Source organism: Actinomadura vinacea, assembly GCF_039532545.1.
GTDB lineage: Bacteria > Actinomycetota > Actinomycetes > Streptosporangiales > Streptosporangiaceae > Spirillospora > Spirillospora vinacea.
The window spans coordinates 58,682-78,397 of the sequence record NZ_BAAARW010000030.1; the positions used below are offsets into that span (position 1 = coordinate 58,682).

The window sequence follows — 19,716 nt, forward strand, 5'->3', positions numbered from 1 at the left end:
GAAGGGACCATGACCTCCAACCTCAACCTCGACTGGCTTATCTCGGTCGACGACCACGTCCTGGAGCCCGCGAACGTGTGGGTCGACCGCGTCCCGGCCAAGGACCGCGACCGCGCCCCGCACATCGAGTACGAGAACGGCATCGACTACTGGGTCTACGACGGCAAGCGGATGCCCAGCTCGGGTCTCAGCGCGGTCGTGGGCAAGTCGAAGGAGGAGTTCAGCCCCGAGCCGCTGCCCTACAGCGAGATGGCGCCCGGCTGCTACGACCCGAAGGCCCGCCTGAAGGACATGGACCGCGCGGGCATCCTCGCCTCGCTGTGCTTCCCGACCGTGACCCGGTTCTGCGGGCAGCTGTTCCAGGAGGCGAGCGACCGCGAGTTCGGGCTGGTGTGCCTGAAGGCCTACAACGACTGGATGATCGAGGAGTGGTGCGGCGCCGCGCCCGGCCGCTACATCCCGCTGATCCTCATCCCGATCTGGGATCCGCAACTGGCCGTCAAGGAGATGGAGCGGTGCGCCGCCAAGGGGGCCACCACGTTCGCGTTCTCGGAGAACCCCGAGCCGCTCGGGCTGCCGACCATCCATGACAAGGACGGCTACTGGGAGCCGGTGATGGCCGCGGCCAACGACCTGGAGATGGTCGTGTCGATGCACGTCGGCTCCTCCTCGCAGCTGCCGCAGATCTGCAAGGACGCGCCGTTCATGGCCAACCTCACCTGGGGCGCGACCCGCACCTCCGGGACGATGCTGTCGTTCCTGTTCAGCGGCCTGTTCCAGCGCTACCCCAAGCTGAAGATCGCGCTGTCGGAGGGCGAGGCCGGCTGGATCCCCTACTTCCTGGAGCGGGCCGAGCAGGTCCTGGACAAGCAGCGGCACTGGGTCAAGAAGGGCGTGAAGTTCCAGCAGCACGCCGGCAGCGGCGCGATCGACCTGGACACCCTCGACATCCGCGGCACCTTCCGCGACCACATCTTCGGCTGCATCATCGACGACGCGCACGCCATCGCCAGCATCGAACTCGGTGAGCTCCCCGAGGACAACATCATGTGCGAGACCGACTACCCGCACTCCGACACCACCTGGCCCGACAGCATCAAGGTCATCAAGAACCGCATCGGCCACCTGCCGGAGGAGACCCAGTACAAGATCCTGCGCGGCAACGCCGAGCGGCTGTACCGGTTCACGCCGGCCGAACCGCCCGTCCTCGCGACCGCCTGACATGGGGTCGCCCCCCCAGAATGATGACGCCCCGACGATCGAGGTCGACCGGGAGCTGTGCCTGGGCAGCGGCATGTGCGTCGTCTACGCGCCGGGCACCTTCGCGCACGACGACGAGGCCAAGGCGGTCGTCGTCGATCCGGCGGCCGACCCGCCCGACGCGCTCCGGACCGTGGTGGACGCCTGCCCCACCGGCGCGCTCCGGCTGATCTCCGGAGAGAGTGAGTGAGCGGCATGCTGCTCAAGGACAAGAACGCGATCGTCACCGGCGCCGGCTCGGGGGTCGGCGCCGCCGCGGCGCTCCGGTTCGCCGAGGAGGGCGCGCGCGTGATGTGCGCCGACATCCGGGTCGAACCGGTCAAGGAGACGGTCCGCCGGATCGAGGAGGCAGGAGGTACCGCCGCCGCCGTCGAGTGCGACGTCTCCCGCGAGGAGGACGTCGCCGCGATGGTGGCGGCGGCCGCCGAACGCTTCGACCGGCTCGACATCATCTACAACAACGTGGGCGTCCCCACGCCGCGCCTGGGCGCCAAGCTGGAGGACCACACCGCCGAGGACTTCCAGCGCCTTGTCGGCGTCAACCTCGGCGGGGTGTTCTACGGCTCCAAGCACGCGGTCCTGCAGTTCAAGCGGCAGGGCACCGGCGGGGTCATCCTCAACACCGGCTCGGTCGCGGGCATGGTCGCCTGGGGCGGTTCCGTCTACGGCGCCACCAAGGGCGCGGTGCACCAGCTCACCCGCGCCGTCGCGATAGAAGGCGCGCCGTTCGGCATCCGCGCCAACGCCATCTGCCCGGCCGGGATGCCCTTCACCGGCTTCATGGCGGCGGGCGGGCTGGACACCGGCGCCGAGGCCCTGGAGTCGGTGACCCGGCAGACCGCGGCCAACCACCCGCTCGGGCGTCCGATCACGGCCGAGGACTGCGCCGAGGCAGCGGTCTACCTGGCGTCCGACCGGGCGGCCAACGTCACCGGCGTGCTGCTGCCGGTCGACGGCGGCTACATCGCCAAGTGAACGAGAAGAGCGAGATGACCGAGCACAGCACGACGGCACTCCTGGACCGTGACCGCGTTCGCGAACTGTTCGACCTGCGCAGTTCCTACAACGCGCACATGGGCGGCGGGTACCAGGAGGACCCGTACCCGGCCTGGCACCGGCTGCGCGAGCGGGCCGCGGTCCATCCGGGCATCGTCCACGAGCTGACCGGGTTCGACGGACCGGCGGCCTTCTCGGGCCTGCCGCTCCCCGACCGGCCGCACTTCTCCGCCTTCACCTGGGAGGCGTGCGACGCCGCCTACCGCAACGCCGAGGTCTTCTCCTCCTCGCTGGAGCCGGTCGACCCCAACAACGGCCGCTACGACGCGCTGAACAGCATGCTGGCGATGGGCGGGGACCAGCACCGCCGCCACCGGTCGCTGGTCCAGCCCTCGTTCGTCCCGGCCAAGGCGGAATGGTGGATCCGCAACTGGATCGAGGAGACCGTCCACCACCTCATCGACGGGTTCGCCGACGAGGGCCGCGCCGAGCTCAACGTGGACTTCTGCGCCGCCATCCCGGTACTGACGATCACCGGCAGCTTCGGCGTCCCCGTCGAGCAGGCCCTCGACATCCGCGCCGCCCAGTCCCGGCCCGCCGACCTGGTCGAGATGATCAAGCCGATCGTGGCCGCCCGCCGGGAGTCCCCGCAGGACGACCTGATCAGCGTCCTCGTCGAAGCCGAGATGAAGGACGAGAACGGCATCGCGCAACGGCTCACCGACGCTGAGATCTACTCCTTCGCCGTGCTGCTCCTGACCGCCGGATCGGGCACGACCTGGAAGCAGATGGGCATCACCCTCACCGCCCTGCTGCAACGCCCGGAGGTGCTCAAGGCGGTGAACGAGGACCGCGCGCTGCTGCGGCCGGCGATCGAGGAAGCACTGCGGTGGGTGCCCACCGACCCGATGTTCTCCAGGTATGTGACGCGCGACGTCGACTTCCACGGCGTCCACCTGCCCGAAGGGTCGGTGCTGCACATCTGCCTGGGCGCCGCCAACCGCGACCCGGCCCGCTGGGAACGTCCCGACGAGTACGACATCACCCGCAAGATGAAGGCCTCCTTCGCCTTCGGCGGAGGCGCCCACATCTGCCTGGGCATGCACGTCGCCCGCGCCGAGATGAGGATCGGGATCGGCGCGCTCCTCGACCGGCTGCCCAACCTCCGCCTCGACCCCGACCGTGAACCGCCCCGCTTCATCGGCATGTACGAGCGCGGCGCGACCGAAATCCCCGTCGTCTTCGGATAAGGAGCCATGCGCATGAACGACCCCGGTTACCAGAGGCCCGACCTGACCCTTCTCGGCGCCGAGCATGTGGCGCGCTACAAAGAGACGGACGGCGAGGTCGGGTTCGAGTGGAACGGGGTGCCCATCCTGCTGCTGACCACCACGGGACGCAAGACGGGCCTGGAGCGCACGTCCGCCCTCATCTTCGGACGGGACGGCGACGACTACCTCGTCGTGGCGTCGACGGGCGGCGCGCCCAAGCACCCGTCGTGGTATCTGAACCTCGTGGCACGGCCGCAGGCCGAGATCCAGGTCAAGGGCGAGCACATCCGGGTCGTGGCGCGGACGGCGCAGGAGGCGGAGCGGTCCCGCCTCTGGAAGATCGCGACAAGCTACTGGCCGAACTACGATGCGTACCAGACGCGCACCGAACGGGTCATCCCGATCGTGGTGCTCTCCCCCGCCCGGGAAGGCACCACCACCTGACGAGCGAACCCCCCTGATTACAGAAGCAAACACTGCACAGAAGCAAACACTGCACAGAAGCGAACCCGGATTACAGAAGCGAACCGTGACCACTGAAGCGACGAGTGACTTCCCTGCATCGTGGGCCGACCGGGCCGCGGACCGGTCGCCCTCGGTCCAGCGGTCGCGGACGCGCAGCGTCCGGCAGGTGAAGGCGATCGTGGACGCGGCACGCCGGCTGATCCGGGTCAAGGGCTCCTCCTTCACCACTCAGGAGCTGGTGAAGGAGGCCGGGATCGCGCTGCAGACGTTCTACCGGCATTTCGCCGGCAAGGACCAGCTCCTGCTCGCCGTCTTCGAAGAGGAGATCATCAACGGGGCGGCCGACATCGACGCCGCCATGCGGCGGTTGCCGGACCCTGTCGCGCGGCTGCGCCTCTTCGTCACCGGCGCGCTCGAATCGCTGCGGGACCTGGACGGCGACCCGGCGCACGACGATCCGGACCGCGGCATGGGGCCGCGCTTCGTCACCGCCGAGCACTGGCGCCTCCACCAGCTCTTCCCCGACGAGATGGCGCAGGTGAACCAGCCTTTCGCCGACCTGGTCGAGAGGGAGCTGCGGGAGGCGGCCGCGCTCGGCCTGCTCAGGCCGGCCGATCCGGCCAGTGACGCGTGGTTCGTGATGAAGCTGGTCATGTCGGTCTACCACCACTATGCGTTCGCGACCGCCGGCGAACGGCTCGAAGACATCGCCGCGCAGCTGTGGGCGTTCTGCCTGGCCGCCTTCAACGGCGGCGGCGAGACGCCGCCGCCGTCGCTCACGGGGACACCGAGTTGAAGGCCTCGTGGTCGGCGGCCGCGGTCCCGAGACGGTGCTGGAGCGTGCTGGTTATCTCCGGGGCGACCTTCAGGGTGATGCTCCAGAGGTAGAAGCCGTGGACGACGCCCCGGCGGAAGCCCAGCCACGCCTCGTCCCATGACGGCGCCTCGACCCCGGCGGCGCGCAGCCTGTCGAGGTAGTGCCGCAGGAGGTCCTTCTCGGTTCGCCGCCTGTCCTCCACCGTGAGCGTGGACGCGATGTGGTAGCCGACGTCGAGGTACCAGGGTCCGCGCTGTACCAGCTGCCAGTCGGCGAGCGAGGGTCGCCGGTCTCCGTCGAGGTAGAGGTTGCCGACGTGGGCGTCTCCGTGGATCACCGACCAGGGGGATTCGGAGAGCGTCTCCTCCGCGAGCGCCCGGTAGGCCGCGACGAGCGCATCGGGGTCGCGGACCTCGTCCGGCACTCCGGCGCCGATCTCGCTTTCGAAGTTGGCGCGGATCTCCTTGACGCCGCGATGCACCAGATGGCCTTCGAGCCGGGGCGACAGCCATTCCGCCTCGCCGAGCGACGAATCGCCCCACCTCGCGGCGTGCAGCTTGGCGTACTGCTCGAGGCTCTGGGACGTCTGTTCGGGGGTGTAGTCGCTGGTGGCGTCGAGGAAGGTGCCGCCCTGGGTGACGGCGTCCTCGGTGATGACCACGCCGTGCTGCGTCTCGGGGTCGATGTCGGCGTACACGCTGCGCAGGGTCCGCACGCCGCTCGTGCCCGCCATGTGGCGGTAGAAGGCCACCTCGGATACCCCGGCGTTACGGGCCTCCCAGGTGCCGATGTCCATGAAGTAGCCCTTGCCGCACAGGTCCGGCGACAACCCACTGGGGAGGCCGCCCTCGCATTCAATGCGGAAACGGGCATTGGTCGACATCCGGCTCACCACCGGCCCTGGGGTGACCTTCGAGACCTGGATGCCGGGGAAACGTGGCTCGAGCGCCGAACTGAGCCATTCCGGCGACATCAGTTCCGTCATCCTCCGGGGGACTGGAAGGGATTTCTGGTTCGGCATTTTCTCCCTTTGATCGCTGTTTTCCTTCGGCGGCCCCCGGCCACGGCGGGACCGGTGCCCGGGCGAGGGCTCGTCCTGCGTTCGTGGCCGGGGGCCGGCTCTCTCAGGCGGTCGTCTGCTTGGGGCCGAGGCCCGGCGTCGGCGCCTTCTCCACGGGCACCCGCCGGGCGCTGCCGATGAGCAGTGCGAGCAGCAGGCTCACCGCGGAGCAGGCGATCATGAACAGGCAGGCGGCCGTCAGTGCGGTCTCGGTCGGCAGGTGGGTGCCGGGCACGGTCGAGACGGTCAGGATCACCGCGGTGATCGACAGGCCGGTGGCCACGGAGACGTTCAGCGTCACCCGGTTCATCCCGGTCGCCTCACCGGTCTGCCCGGACGAGACCGCCTCGACGATCAGGTTGGCGATCGCGCTGTAGGCGAAGGCCGAACCCACGGCGATGAGCCCCAGGCAGACCACGGTCCCGGGCAGGCTCTCCATCAGGAAGATCCACATCCCGGCTCCGGCGAGGTAGAGGACGCCCGCGACGGCCAGGGCCCAGCGTGCCCCCACCACCTCGGCGATCCGCCCGCTCACCGCGGCCCCGCCGTAACCGATCGTGGAGTTGACCAGCATCACCACCCCGGCGGTGGTGGCCGACAGTCCATGGCCGACGGCCGTGGAGGCGGGCAACTGCAGCACCATGGGCGTCAGGAGCGCGGCGGCTCCCATCGGTCCGACACCCACGGTGATCGTCGCCAGGGTGGTCAGGCCCACCTTGCGGTCGGTGAACTGCCGGACGTCCACGATCGGCTCGCGGACGCGCCGCTCCCACCACACCCACAGGGCCAGCGCCGCCAGCCCGACCGCGAACGCCGCGAGCACCCGCGCGTCGCTCCAGCCCCACTCCTCGGCCCGGGAGACACCGAACAGCACCCCGCCGGTCGCCGGTATGAGCAGGACGGCGCCGAGCAAGTCGACCGTCGGCCGGGGCGTGAGCCCGGGAGTGCGCGGCAACCCGACCAACGCGATCAGTGCCGCGACGAGGCCCATGCCGGTGGCGACGATGAACAGCAGGCGCCATCCGCTGTGGTCGAGGAGTATCCCGGCGAGCAGGGCGCCGGCGCCGGTGCAGATCGGGACGATGCCGCCCAGCAGGGCGACCGCGAGCGGCACCCGCCGCTCCGGCAGCAGCTCGCGCACCAGCGCGAACGATAGGGGCAGGGCTCCGGCGGCCAGGCCCTGCACGCCGCGGCCGACGGTGATCATCCACAGGTCGTTGGCCAGCACGCTGATCAGCGAGCCGCAGGCCGCGCCCAGCAGCACGAACACCAGGACGTTCTTGCGTCCGAAGATGTCGCCCAGGCGTCCGGCGGTGGCGGCGGAGGAGGCGCCCACCAGCAGGTAGGCGGTGGTGGTCCAGCCGGCGGCCGCCGCGTCGGCTTCGAAGACCCGCATGAAACTCGGAATGGCCGCGATCGCCATCGCGGTCTCGAAGACCGCGAAGACCTCGATCACGATGAGGATGAGCAGGGCGCGCAGGTACGGCTGTTCACTGGGCGGGGTGGTTCTGTCCGATGAGATGGTCATCGACTTCTCCGGGCGCTGGGGTGGGGTGGGGTGGTCGGCCGGGGCATGGACGATGCGCGGTTTCGGAAACGGTCCGGTTCACTGAATGACACGAATTGGTCTGGTCGACTCCCTCCACGGCAAGGGCCAATTCACCCCCAGCAAATACGCCCTTCCGCGAAGTTCAGATATAAGTCATACCCTAATAAGGAGAAGCTGCTATGTCCATAAGGAAGGAGAAGATCATTTCCACTTCCTGAACAGGCAATTCTCACACACGGCGATGCCCGGTCGGCCGTCCTTTCAGCCGCCGCGCGCCTCGACCAGCCGGCCGCGGTTGACCTTCGTCGCCGCGCTGCGCGGGACGGCGTCGACGAACTCGATCGTCTTGGGCACCTTGTACGGCGCGAGCCGGGTCTTGGCGTACGCGATGACCTCCTGCACGGCCGGCGGGGCCGCCGGATCCGCCGGCTCGATGACGGCGTGCACCCGCCGCCCCCACTCCGGATCGCGCAGCCCGATCACCACGATGTCGGCGATCTTCGGATGGTCGATCAGCGCCGCCTCCACCTCGGCCGGGAAGACGTTCGCGCCACCCGTGATGATCATGTCGACCCGGCGGTCGGCGAGGTAGAGATAGCCGTCGGCGTCGACGTGGCCCATGTCCCCCACGGCGGCGAACCCGTCCGGGGTCTCCGGCAGCCGCGGCGCTTCGCCGAGGTAGGTCGAGCCGCCGTACGACGGGCAGCGCAGGAAGATCTCGCCGATCTCGCCCGGCGGCAGCTCGCGGCCGTCCGGGTCGAGGATCCGCACCTCGGTGCCGCGCAGGCCGCGCCCGACACTGCCCTGGTGGTCCATCCACTCGTCGCCGCGCAACGCGGTCACGCCCAGCGCCTCGGTCATCCCGTAGGCCATGATGATCCGCTCCGGGCCGATCAGCTTCGCCCACCGGTGCACCAGCGAGGGCGGCATCGGCGCCGCGCCCTGCTGGATGAACACCAGGCTGGACAGGTCGCGGCCGTCGACCCCGGGCACGTCCGCCATCCGCTGCAGCATCGTCGGCGTCGCGGTGAACGTCGTGACGCGGTGCCGCTCGATCAGTTCGAGCGCCAGCGCGGCGTCGAACTTCTCCATCACCACCAGCCGGTCGCCCGCGAGCAGGTTGTTCAGCGTGGCGAACGCGTTCACGTGGTACATCGGCGCGAGCACGAGGATCGTCTGCGGCCGCGGGACCCGCATGCGCCACGCCTCGGCCATCGGCGTGCTGAACGTCGGGTTGAACAGCGCGGGCAGCGAGCTCAAGATGATCTTCGGGGTGCCGGTGGAGCCGCTGCTGCAGATGCCCTGCAGGTGCGGGGACACGACATCGGGCAGCTCCGGCGGCTCCCGCCCGGCCGTCGCGTCGATCCACGCCAGGTCGTCCGGGCCGAGGTAGACGCGGGGGTCGATCACGTCCCGGAGCCGTTCCAGCTCCCACTCCGGCACGTCCCAGCGCACCGGGACGGGCACCGCGCCGACCTTCCACGTCGCGAAGACGCTGATCACGAACTGCGGGGAGTTGCGCAGGCCCAGCCCCACCCGGTCGCCATGGCCGACGCCGCGCTCGGCGAGCTCGCCGGCCAGCCGGCCGGACCGGGAGTCCAGCCGGCTGTAGGTGACCACCTCTTCGGTACCGTCGACGCGCACCTGCAGGTACGCCGGCTCGTCCGGCCGCTCGTTCGCAAGCTGCGCGATGCGCTGCACCTGACTCATACTCACGTCTTGCATGGTCACCTCAGGCGCTCCCCGGGTAGAACGTCCCTCTACCGAAACAGAACCCTCCATCACTGTCAATGGAAGCTATGTTCTATCCAAGTCAGAATCACGCTCTACCGGGGGCCGTGTAACGGGTGCCCTTCAGCCGACGGGGTCCAGCTCCTTTCCGCGGTCGCCGGCCGGGGCCGGGTCGGCGGGACGGTCCGCGGCCGCCTTCCCGGCCTGGCGGCGTTCCCTCCGGGTCTCGACCATCGTGTAGAGGGTCGGGATGAGGATCAGGCTGAGGACGGTGGAGCTGAACAGGCCGCCGATGACCACGACCGCCAGCGGCTGGGAGATGAACCCGCCGGAGCCGGTGACGCCGAGCGCCATGGGGAGCAGGGCGAAGATCGTGGCCAGTGCGGTCATGAGGATGGGCCGCAGGCGGCGCCGGCCGCCTTCGGTGACGGCCTCGGTGATGCCCATCCCCGCCTTGCGGTACTGGTTGATGAGGTCCACCAGGACGATCGCGTTGGTGACCACGATGCCGATGAGCATCAGCAGGCCGACCATGGCGGCGACGCCGAGGGGGACGCCGGTCACGCGGAGCAGGAGGATCGCGCCGGTCGCCGCGAACGGGATCGACACCAGCAGGACCAGGGTCTGCCGGATGCTCCCGAAGGTGGCCACCAGCAGCATGAACACGATCAGGATGGCGGCGAGCAGGGCCAGGCCGAGCTGGGCGAACGCCTCGTCCTGGTCGGCGGTGACGCCGCCGAGTGAGTGCTCGGCGCCCTCGGGCAGGTCGAGCCGGTCCAGCGCCTCGGTGACGGCGCCGCTGGCGGCTCCCGTGTCGTCGCCGACCGGGGTGGCGGTCACGGTGACGGTGCGGTCCCCGTCGACGCGGGCGCGCTCCACCGGGCCGTCCTGCTGGGTGACGGTGGCGACGTCGCCGAGCTCGACGGTGCCTCCGGTGGCGGTGGGCACGTCGAGGCCCCGCAGCTCGGCGGCGGTGCGCGGAGCGGTGGTGGTCGTGCGGACCGTGACGTCGGTGTCGTCGCCGCCGAGCGGGACGGTGGTGACCGTCTGCCCGCGGACGGCCTGGGTGACCGCCTGCGCGATCGTCATGTCGGTCAGGCCCGCCGCCGCGGCCTTCCCGCCGTCGGCGCGGATGACGAACTGGGGCGTGCTCTCGCTGAGGTCGCTGGTGACCCCGGTGACCTCGGGAACGCCCTTGAGCGCCTGCTCGATCTGCCTGGTGGCGGCGGCGAGCACGCTGTCATCGGTGCCGTGGACCTGCACCTGGATGTCCTCGGAGCCGCCGAACCCGCCACCGCCGTCGGCGACGGTCAGGGTCCCGGCGCCGCTGAGGGCGCGGAGCCTCCCGTCGAGCGTCTTCTTGAGGGCCTCGGCGTCCGTGCCGTCCTTGAGCGCGACGGTGTAGGAGGCGCTGTCGACGCCGGTGCCCGCGCCCATCAGCCCGCCTTGGGAGCCGATGGTGACCTGGTAGGACTCCACGCCGCGGGTGGCGGCCAGGACGCCCTCGACCTTCTCGGCCGCCGCGTCGGTGGCCCCCAGGCTGCTGCCCGCGGCCAGTTTCTGGGTGATGGTCAGGGACTCGCTGCCCGGGCCGCCGATGAAGCTGGTCTTCAGCCCGCCGGCGAGGGCGACGGTGCCGATCAGGACGGCGGCCGAACCGGCCAGCACGCTCTTGCGGCGGCGGGTGGCGAAGGCGATGACCGGGACGTAGGCGCGCTGCAGCAGCCCGTTGCGTTCCTCCTCCTCGACGCGGCGGCGGAACCCGTCCGGGTCGCCGCCGGTGGCGGGCGGCTTGAGGAACCAGTAGGCCAGGATCGGGATGACGGTGAGGGAGACGACGAGCGAGGCCAGCATCGCGACGGTCACGGTGATGGAGAACGGCCCGAACAGCTGCCCGACCGCGCCGCCGACCAGGGCCATCGGCAGGAAGACCGCGACGGTGGTCAGGGTGGAGGCGGTGACCGCCCCGGCGACCTCCGCGACGGCGGTGCGGATCGCGGTCGTCCGGTCCTCGCCGTAGCCGAGATGGCGCTTGATGTTCTCCAGGACGACGATCGAGTCGTCGACCACCCGTCCGACCGCGATGGTCAGCGCGCCCAGGGTGAGCATGTTGAGGGAGTGGTCACCGATCTTGAGCGCGATCAGCGCGATCACCAGCGACAGCGGGATCGAGATCGCGGTGACCAGGGTCGAGCGGGCCGACCGCAGGAACAGCACGATCACCAGGACGGCCATGACCAGGCCGAGCAGCCCCTCCTCGACCAGTCCGGCGACCGCCTCGCTGACCGCGGGTCCGCTGTCGGTGACCACGGTGAGCTTCGCGCCGCCGAGCTTGCGCTCCAGTTCGGGCAGCAGCGCGCGGACGTCGTCGGAGACCGAGGAGGAGCTGCCGTCGGGATCGAGGGTGATCGAGACGCCCAGGCTCTCCTTGCCGTTGGTACGGGTCAGGGACGTCGCCTCTGAGTCGGTGACCTGTACCGAGGCGACGTCGCCCAGTCGCACCGCGGCGCCCTGCGCCGCGGCACCTCCAGGCGCCTGCGCACCGGCCCCCTGACCACCGGGCCGCTGCCCGCCCGGCGCCTGCCCGCCCGGCGCCTGCGCACCGGGGGTCAGCCACAGATCCTTGAGCTGGTCGACCGCGCCGATGGGCCCGCCGACCTGGACGCTGAGGCTCTTGCCACCGGACTCCACCGCGCCGGCCGGCAAGGTGGTCCCGGCCGCCTCCAGCGCGCCGGTGATCGCCGCGGTGCCGAGGCCGCGGCTCTTCAGCCGCGCCTGGTCCGGCACGACCTGGACGACGCGGGCGCGCTCGCCCGACACCGCCGCCTCGTTGACGCCGTCGACCGCCTCGAGCTCGGGCACCGCCACCCTGGCGAGCCGGTCGGCCAGGACGCGCGGGTCGGCGCCCGCGGTGGCCGCGAGCGTCAGCGTCGGCATGTCGTCGGTGGACCCGGTCACCACCTGCGGTTCGACGTCCTCGGGCAACCGCTCGCCGATCTTGTCCAGCTCCTGCCGGACCTGGGCGGCCAGATCCCCGGTGTCGGTGCCGAAGGCGAACTGCAGCTGGACCGTCGCGCCGCCCTGCCGGGACGTGGAGGACATCGTCTCCAGGCCGTCGGTCCCCTTGACCGCGTCCTCGATCGGCTGGACCACCTGCTGCTCCACGACCTGCGGCGAGGCGCCGGGGTACGCCGCGGTCACCGCGACGGCGGGGAACGACAGGCTCGGCAGCAGTTGCTGTTTCAGCGTCGGGATCAGGTACCCGCCGAGCGCGAGCACCCCGATCGTGATCAGGAGGACCAGCTTGCGATGCGCAAGGCCGGCCTTGGACAGCCAGGACATGGGGGCTCGATTCACGAGGTGACAAGTGTCCCCACCCTGGCGCCGCGCCCGGCCCCGCCACATCGGAGCAGCGTGGACAATCGGCGTACCTCGACCGCGGTACGCGGCCGCGCCGCCTGCTACCGCGGGCGCAGGCCGCCCGGCCTGACCAGACCCGCCTCGTAGGCGATGATCACCAGCTGCGCGCGGTCGCCGACGCGGAGTTTCGACATGGTCCGGTTGATGTGCGTCTTGACGGTGTGCGGGCTCAGGCCCAGCCGGACGGAGATCTCGTCGTTGGACAGTCCCGCCCCCACCAGGGCCATCACCTCCCGTTCCCGGGGCGTCAGATCCGCCAGCCGCGCCGAGTCGGCCGGGCCCGGGGCGGCCGCCTCCCGGAACCGGGCGATCAGCGCCTTGGTCGCGGACGGCGACAGCAGCGCGTCGCCGCGGGCCACGGTCCTGATCGCCGCCAGCAGTTCCGCGGGGTCGACGCCCTTGCCCAGGAACCCGGCGGCGCCCGCGCGCAGCGCCGCGAACACGTACTCGTCCACCTCGAAGGTGGTCAGGACGAGGATCCTGGTGTCGGGCCGCTCGCGTTTGATCCGCCGGGTGGCCTCCAGCCCGTCCACGCGCGGCATCCGGATGTCCATCAGCACCAGGTCGGGCCGGTGCTCCAGGGTCAGGTCGACCGCCTCGCCCCCGTCGGCCGCCTCCCCGACCACGGTCAGGCCCGGATCGGCCTCCAGCAGCATCCGCAGCGTCTTGCGCAGCAGCGCCTGGTCGTCGGCCAGCAGCAGGCTGATCACGAGCGCTCCCCCAGCGGCAGTTCGGCCTCGACCGCGTACCCGCCGCCCGCCCGGCGGCCGGCCGTCACCCGGCCGCCGACCGCGGCGGCCCGTTCCCGCATCCCGATCAGCCCGCGGCCCGAGCCGCCGCCGGCGCCCGTGCCGGTCCCGTCGTCCGCGACGGTGATCTTCAACAGGTCGGTGGCGTAGTCCAGGCACACCCGGGCGGTTCCGGTGCCGGCGTGCTTGCTGACGTTGGTCAGGGCCTCCTGGACGATCCGGTACCCCGACACGTCCACCGCCGACGACGCCGTCCGGACCTCGCCCCGGCGCCGGACGTCCACCCGCAGGCCCGCGCGGGCGAAGGACACGACCAGGTCGTCCAGCCGGTCCAGCCCCGGCACCGGCTCGCGCGGCGCCTCCGGGCTGCCCAGCAGCCCCACGATGGCCCGCAGCTCCGACAGCGCCTGCTTGGAGTCCTCCTTCACGTGGGAGAGCGTCTCGGCCAGCCGTGCCGGATCGGTCCGCTCCCCCTCGTGCAGGTAGAGCGCGACCCCCGCCTGCGCGTTGATCAGCGTCAACTGGTGGGCGACCACGTCGTGCAGTTCCCGGGCGATCCGGACCCGTTCCTCGGCCACCAGCCGCGCGGCCTCGTCCCGCCGGGCCTGCTCGGCCCGCACCGCCCGCTCCTCCAGCGCCGCGACGTAGGCCCGCTGGGCGCGTACCCCGCCCCCGGCCGCCACGGCCAGCCAGGTCGAGGTGATCACGGCGATCATCCCCGGCGACAGTCCCCTGGGAGCGACCGTCACCAGCTGGGCCATCGCGACCGCCAGCAGCAAGATCCCCGCGGTCAGGCCCACGCGGCCGCCGTACACCGTGGTGACGGTGTAAAGGGCCACCTGCGCCGGCAGCATCTGCGGGCCGTGGGCACCGCCCATCCCCCCGCGGACCACCGCCAGCAGCACGGTCACGACCAGCACCCCCACCGGCCACCGCCGCCGTCCCAGCAGGACACCACTGGCCAGCAGGGCATACCCGTAGTCGATCGGCACCAGCACCCGCCCCTGGGGCGGCTGGCCCGCGAAGCGCATCATCCCCAGCGTCAAGAGCAGCGAAGCCAGCGCGACCGCCGCGTCATGCGCCCACGGATATCGCCGCCGCCACCCCTGGCACTCCACCCACGCCACCTCGCCGTATGTGACCGTCCGCAACCCACACACGGTAATCGCGGCCCGTGACCTCCCACATCAACCGATCGTGTTATCCGCCCGTACCGCAACCGCGGTATGGGCGGATTGTCGGGGACATGGTCCATGATCTAGTGCCATCGGCATACGGGCGGGAAGGGTGGACGGGATGCGCTGGAGCGGCGTCGGGGGCGGCTACGAGGTCGCGGTGCGCGGTGAGGGCGGGGAGCGGCCCGCCGTCGTCTGCCGGAAGGCCGGGGGGAAGGAGCTGGCCAGGGTCCCGGCGAAGGTGAAGCGGGACCCCGGCGTGGTGAGCCTGGCGGAGCTGTGCGAACGGCTCTCCGAGCACGGCCGTGCCGTGCGCGGAGAAGTCGAGGCCTGGATGCTGCGCTCGCTGCCCGTCCCGGTGGAGGTCCTGCACGCGGTGTGGGACGACCCGGCATGGCGGTACGCGCTGACCGATCTGGTCGTCGCCCCGGTCCACGACGGCGTCCCGGACCTGGAGCGGTGCGGGATCTTGCGCGACCTGGACGGGGCGAAGGGCGTCCGGCTCGTGCCGCTCGACGGCGACGACCTCTGGTCGGACGCCGGCACGTTCGCCGTCCCCCACCCCGTCCTGCTGGGGGACGGCCTCGCCGCCTGGATCCGGCGCGCCGTCGCGCTCAAGCTGGACCAGTCCGTGGAGCAGCTCCGGCGGGAACGGTGGTCACGGCCGGACGGGATGGACCGGACGATCGGCGTCATCGACGCGTTCTGGTTCACCGAGGCCCGGTACACCAGCGGCGGCCGGTTCGAGCGCCAGGTCCACGAGCTGGGCGGACGCATCCGCGGCGAGGCCGCGCGGTTCACCGTGCACGACCCTGATCCGATCGGCGTCGAGCTGGAGGTCGAGTACAGCGGGCCCATGAACCCCGCCTATCTGGGAACCCTGACCTTCGCGAACGCCGGCCAGGAGATCGGCGACATCGCCTGGTCGGAGGCGACGCGCATCCTGATGTCGCTGTTCGCGGGCCGCACCGTGGAGGGCGACGAGGACGAGGAGGCGCGGGAGGTGCTCGGGGCGGCCGAGGTGTACGCCGACTACTGCGACCGGCACCGCGGCGAACCCGGCCCGGCCGCGATCCGCCGTCCCCCCTCGCGCGACGTCCTCATGCGCGCGGGCGCCGTGTTCCCCGGTCCGCCAGCGTCGGCGGACGAGGACGATCTCCTCGCCGCCCGCTTCACCCACCCCGCGCTGATCGAACCGGTCGTCTCGCTGGTACGGCGCGCGGCGGTGGCGGCCGAGCGCGCGGCGCTGGCGCTGCACGGCCTGGTCGCGGCGGGGGACAGCACGCTCGGGACGGTCCACGCGGGCCCGCTGGGATTCCTCGCGGCCGCGCTGAACCGGCACCCGGCCCACCGGGCCCGCATCGTGGCCCTGCATCGGGATCTGAACGCGGCACGCAAGACCGCGGCGGCCAAGCCGGGCCTGGCGCGGAACGCCCTCAAGGGGCCCGCCGACGACCTCGCCGTCCACGCCCCCGAGTTGCTTCCGTTGTTCTTCGAAGAGTGTGCGCGCATCATGGTCGCCGCGGGGAGCATGCCCTACGCGGCCGCCTATTTCGAGCATGCGCGGGCCGCCGAGGTCGAGCATGCCCTGCCGGTCGACGAGGCCGAGCTGGTGGCGGCGCATCTCGCCGCGGGCTCCGGTGCCGTGGGGGCGAGCACCCTCAAGCGGCATACCGCGCGCCTCGGCAAGCGGCACTCGCCCGATGACGCCTACCGCTGGCAGCGCCGCCTGCTCACCGAGTGGTGCGAGGCCGGCGAGGACAACGCGCTGATCCTGGCCGCCGGCTGGGCCGGCGCGGCGGGCGCCGCCGGGTGGACGCCCGGTGCGGGCCCGAACGCCGGTGACGTGGCCGCCGATGAGCGCGCCGTCCGGGCGTTGCTCGGGCATGGCTGCCTGCGGACGGCTCCACCCGCGATCTGGAAGTTCGTCCGCCCGCTGCTGTTCCAGATGGCGCGCGGGGACGCCGCCGTCCGCCGTTCCCTGGTCGAGCTGCTTCCCGAACCCGCCGGGGACTCCCCCAAGGCGAAGGCCGCCGCCGTGTCCCTGCTCATCACCAACCTCGCCGGGGCCGGTGCGAACGCGCCGTTCACCGCCGACCCCGATCTGAGCGGTGCGCGGGTTCAGGACTGGGTGGCGCGCTTCATGAACCTCTACGCCGGTCTCCCCCTGCCGGTCACCGGGCTGGCAGAGCTGCTGCGGGACGCCGGGACGCGGCTGACCGCCGAAGAGCTGACGTGCGACGGCCACACCGCCCTGCTGGGGCCGGACGACAACGAGATGAGCTTTTACAGCTACGACGGCACGCTGCTGGAGGAGCACACCGACTACGACTTCCCCTTGCTGGAACTGGCGCTCGGCTGCGGGGTCCCCCTCGCCCCGCCGCGGAACCTGCACACGTTCAAGCTGTATCACTGGCTCGAAACCGCCGAGCGGCCCGACCTGACCGCCACGGCCGCCGACCCGCACTGGGGTCCGCTGCTGCGCGACGCGGTGATCGGGAACGTCTCGGTGCCGCTGGCGCTCGGCCCGGTCGCCCATGACCTTCAGGTCCGTACCGCCGCGGTGAAGAACCTGGTCGAGGCTCCGGGCACGCGGGAGATCGTGGCGGACATCCTGGCCGAGCATGCCAAGCGGGTTCCCGGCCAGGGGCTGCCGGACGTGCACGCGGCGCTGTGCGACGTCGAACGGTTCACCTTGGCCGGCGTCCCCGAGGCCGCCGAGGAGTCCGTTCGAACGATCCTGGCCGAGGCCGATCCGGTGCGGGCACTGGCGGCGACGCTGCGCGGCGGCGTCCTCAACGAACTCGACCTCGAGGTCCTCTCCCGGTTCGAGCTCGCCACCACGCGCGATTACATGGAGGAGAGCGGGACGGATCTGCTGCTGATCGAGGCGGGCCGACTCTGGGGGCACGGCTTCAGGGCCTCGGCCGTAACACCCGAGGGGGTCGGCCCCTGCCACAAATTCGGGACCTACGACGAATACAGCGAGACCGCCCACAGGAAGGGCGAGGCACGCCAGCTCTACGGCCGCTGCCTGATCGTCGCGGACGGACGCGTGACCGTACTCGACCACAACGGCCCGCACTGCCCGCACGGCAGCACCCATCCCAACGCACCCGCCGTCCGTCCCGTCGACGGTGAGCAGGTGCGTTTCCCCGGCGCCGAATCGGCCGCGACCGTGTGGCGCGGCGAAGGCCGCCTCATCGAACTGCGCGACTCCACCGGCCGGACGATCGGGCGTTACGTGCGCGGCTCCGGCTCGGTCCCCGAGCACGGCGGAGCCGCCCCCAGCCGCATCCACCCCCATCGCTACGCGGGCAGGGCCGGCTTGGTGCCACCGCCTGGATGGTGGGGCAGGATGACGCCCCGCGATCCGGAAGGGTCCCGCGCTCTGCGCCGTGTCGACGACGAGACCGCGAGGCGGCTGCTGGACGTCGCGGACGCCTCGTTCGGGGCCCGGGTCAAGGCGATGACGGCCCTGGGCGCCGACTGGAAGGAGCAGGACGCCTGCTTCGACGAGCTGAAGGCCCGGCTCGGCACGCCGCTGCCCGAGATCACCGACGAGAAGCTCCGGATCGGTGCGACCTCCATCGTCTGGACCGCGATCGAATGCCGGGAACGCCTGTTCGCGCTGGCTCAGCACATCGGGCTGACGCCCCCGTCACACCTGCCGCCCGCCCCCGACGCGGCGCCCGTGACCGCCGTCGAGGCCCCGAAGCCCACGAAATCGAAACTCGCCTTCCTCGATTCCAAGCCGGAGCGGTTCGAGGGCCGCTCCACCCGCGCGATCGTGTACGAGCGCATCGTGCGGCTCGCCGAGGAGACCGTGCCCAAGCGCGGGGCGGGCCGCCCGACCTCCGGGAACTTCACCGCGGCCGCCGTCCAGGGGGTCGAGGAGCGGCTGGGACGGCTGGGCGCCTCAGTGCTGCGCGCGGCCTGGGCCACCGGCACGGACCGCGACCAGCGCCGCGAGGAACTGCTCGACCTCGCCTCGGTCCCCGAACTCATCCGCACCGACGGGACCTGGCAGGTCGTACGCGTACGCCCGGCGCCTGACGCGGGGAGGCCGTACCCGGCTCTGGGACAAGCCGCCATCATCGGCATCGGCCCGGAGGAGCGTTCCGATAAGAGCTCGGCCTACGTCTCCACGGCGCTCCTCCACACTCCGGACGGTCCCGATCCGCTGGTGCTCGGCCGCAACACGGTCCAGGAAGCACGGATCTGCCGCGGTTGGGGCGATCCCGATCGGCTCCGCACGGCCGCGGACCTCATCGGCCGCAACGGGCCGCCGACGCTGAGCCACGAGGCCGTCGTCACCGCCTTCGCGGACGCCACCGGGCTGTCGGTCGCGCAGGCCGTCGTGCTGCTGTCCCCGTCCGCGCGCAGCGTCACGTGGCCGCTCGGCTGGGCGCTGGGACGCGTCGCCCCGCTCGCCCCCGACGACGCCGAGCTCGCACGCGCGCACAACCTGACGCAGACGGAGCTGGAGGCCGCGGCCCTCACGCTGGAGGCGATGACCGGCCCCGAAGAGGCCGTCGAGCTCGTCGAGGCGCTGATGCCGGACGATCCCGCGGACCTGTGGCTGTCCGGACCGGACGTCGACCGCGCGATCGCCCTGTGGTCCGGCCGCCATCCGCGGCTCACCCCGCTCGCGGGCCCGCACTGGGTCACCCTCGCCGCCGGACTGGACGAGCGCGACCTCCCCCTGCTCACAAGCGTGATCGCGCTTCTCGGCGAGCGGCTGCCGGAACGTCTGCCGCCGGGACGGTTCGGCGAGGCCGCCAGGGCGCTGGGCGACCGCGTCCCCGCGAGCCACCCCGCGCGGGCCACCACCGAGGCACGTCTCGAAGACCTGCGCGCCGCGTACGCCGCTCCGGAGACCCGGGTGCCGATCGCCACCGGCATCACCTCGGTGAGCGCCCTCGAACAGGCCGTCGGCGCGCTCGCCGTCCACCTGCCCGAACACGGTGGACTATGCATCGGCGATCTCCTGCTGCTGCTCCCCGACGGCGACGGCTACCGGGTCCTGCTGCGCCCCTCGGGCTTGGGCGGGCCGGATGACCCGATGCTGGAACGCCTCCGGGCGGCGCTCACGCGCAGCGGCGCGGCGAACGTCCAGTCCCTGCTGTCCGACCTGCGCCTCCTGCTCTCCGGTCGTCAGAAGGCGTTGACCAGCACGACGTAGACGGCGGTGCCGATGCCTACGCTGGTGCCGTTACTCGG

General features: G+C 71.6%; 13 protein-coding genes. 7 read left to right on the forward strand and 6 right to left on the reverse strand.

The window, feature by feature from the left end; genetic code table 11:
- The first annotated feature begins 9 nt into the window (after positions 1-9).
- The 6 genes from ABD340_RS36640 to ABD340_RS36665 all read left to right on the forward strand — a co-directional run bounded on the left by ABD340_RS36640 (position 10) and on the right by ABD340_RS36665 (position 4,788).
- The gene (locus ABD340_RS36640; RefSeq protein ID WP_344595395.1) at positions 10-1,221 is read left to right on the forward strand and encodes an amidohydrolase family protein; all 1,212 of its coding nucleotides are present in this window, start codon (positions 10-12) and stop codon (positions 1,219-1,221) included.
- Position 1,222: 1 nt separating this feature from the next.
- Positions 1,223-1,450: a ferredoxin gene (locus ABD340_RS36645; RefSeq protein ID WP_344595397.1), complete on the forward strand. Its 228-nt coding sequence runs from the start codon at positions 1,223-1,225 to the stop codon at positions 1,448-1,450.
- A gap of 5 nt (positions 1,451-1,455) precedes the next feature.
- Entirely contained in the window at positions 1,456-2,235 is a 780-nt protein-coding gene (locus ABD340_RS36650) for an SDR family NAD(P)-dependent oxidoreductase (RefSeq protein ID WP_344595572.1), read from the forward strand.
- Positions 2,232-3,506, forward strand: coding sequence for a cytochrome P450 (locus ABD340_RS36655; protein ID WP_344595399.1), 1,275 nt, complete (start codon positions 2,232-2,234; stop codon positions 3,504-3,506). The genes ABD340_RS36650 and ABD340_RS36655 overlap by 4 nt, the downstream gene beginning before the upstream one ends.
- Before the next feature lie 12 nt (positions 3,507-3,518).
- Complete coding sequence (locus ABD340_RS36660) at positions 3,519-3,971, forward strand: nitroreductase family deazaflavin-dependent oxidoreductase (RefSeq protein WP_344595401.1); 453 nt, start codon at positions 3,519-3,521, stop codon at positions 3,969-3,971.
- Positions 3,972-4,056: 85 nt separating this feature from the next.
- On the forward strand, positions 4,057-4,788 hold the full coding sequence (locus tag ABD340_RS36665) for a TetR/AcrR family transcriptional regulator (RefSeq protein WP_344595403.1): 732 nt from the start codon (positions 4,057-4,059) through the stop codon (positions 4,786-4,788).
- Here ABD340_RS36665 and ABD340_RS36670 read toward each other — a convergent pair.
- From ABD340_RS36670 to ABD340_RS36695, 6 genes are all read right to left on the reverse strand, one after another.
- Positions 4,769-5,794: a phosphotransferase family protein gene (locus ABD340_RS36670; protein WP_344595404.1), complete on the reverse strand. Its 1,026-nt coding sequence runs from the start codon at positions 5,792-5,794 to the stop codon at positions 4,769-4,771. The genes ABD340_RS36665 and ABD340_RS36670 overlap by 20 nt on opposite strands.
- 139 nt (positions 5,795-5,933) lie before the next feature.
- Positions 5,934-7,397 (reverse strand): MFS transporter, encoded by a 1,464-nt coding sequence (locus tag ABD340_RS36675; protein WP_344595406.1) that lies wholly within the window; start codon positions 7,395-7,397, stop codon positions 5,934-5,936.
- 282 nt (positions 7,398-7,679) lie between these two features.
- A complete protein-coding gene (locus ABD340_RS36680) occupies positions 7,680-9,128 on the reverse strand; it encodes a class I adenylate-forming enzyme family protein (RefSeq protein WP_344595574.1) in 1,449 nt (482 codons plus the stop codon).
- 144 nt (positions 9,129-9,272) lie between these two features.
- On the reverse strand, positions 9,273-12,491 hold the full coding sequence (locus tag ABD340_RS36685) for an efflux RND transporter permease subunit (protein ID WP_344595407.1): 3,219 nt from the start codon (positions 12,489-12,491) through the stop codon (positions 9,273-9,275).
- Positions 12,492-12,610: 119 nt separating this feature from the next.
- A complete protein-coding gene (locus ABD340_RS36690) occupies positions 12,611-13,279 on the reverse strand; it encodes a response regulator (RefSeq protein WP_344595408.1) in 669 nt (222 codons plus the stop codon).
- Positions 13,276-14,469 carry a sensor histidine kinase gene (locus tag ABD340_RS36695; RefSeq protein ID WP_344595409.1) on the reverse strand — a complete coding sequence of 398 codons (1,194 nt, stop codon included), beginning with the start codon at positions 14,467-14,469 and terminating at the stop codon, positions 13,276-13,278. The genes ABD340_RS36690 and ABD340_RS36695 overlap by 4 nt, the downstream gene beginning before the upstream one ends.
- Before the next feature lie 145 nt (positions 14,470-14,614).
- Between ABD340_RS36695 and ABD340_RS36700 the strand changes: the two genes are divergently transcribed.
- Entirely contained in the window at positions 14,615-19,678 is a 5,064-nt protein-coding gene (locus tag ABD340_RS36700; RefSeq protein ID WP_344595410.1) for a DUF4132 domain-containing protein, read from the forward strand.
- Positions 19,679-19,716 lie beyond the last annotated feature (38 nt).

Coding starts and splice junctions, on each gene's coding strand:
- ABD340_RS36640 (WP_344595395.1), top strand. CDS start 10: ATGACCTCCAACCTCAACCTCGACTGGCTTATCTCGGTCGACGACCAC.
- ABD340_RS36645 (WP_344595397.1), top strand. CDS start 1,223: ATGGGGTCGCCCCCCCAGAATGATGACGCCCCGACGATCGAGGTCGAC.
- ABD340_RS36650 (WP_344595572.1), top strand. CDS start 1,456: ATGCTGCTCAAGGACAAGAACGCGATCGTCACCGGCGCCGGCTCGGGG.
- ABD340_RS36660 (WP_344595401.1), top strand. CDS start 3,519: ATGAACGACCCCGGTTACCAGAGGCCCGACCTGACCCTTCTCGGCGCC.
- ABD340_RS36670 (WP_344595404.1), bottom strand. CDS start 5,794: ATGACGGAACTGATGTCGCCGGAATGGCTCAGTTCGGCGCTCGAGCCA.
- ABD340_RS36675 (WP_344595406.1), bottom strand. CDS start 7,397: ATGACCATCTCATCGGACAGAACCACCCCGCCCAGTGAACAGCCGTAC.
- ABD340_RS36680 (WP_344595574.1), bottom strand. CDS start 9,128: ATGAGTCAGGTGCAGCGCATCGCGCAGCTTGCGAACGAGCGGCCGGAC.
- ABD340_RS36685 (WP_344595407.1), bottom strand. CDS start 12,491: ATGTCCTGGCTGTCCAAGGCCGGCCTTGCGCATCGCAAGCTGGTCCTC.
- ABD340_RS36700 (WP_344595410.1), top strand. CDS start 14,615: ATGCGCTGGAGCGGCGTCGGGGGCGGCTACGAGGTCGCGGTGCGCGGT.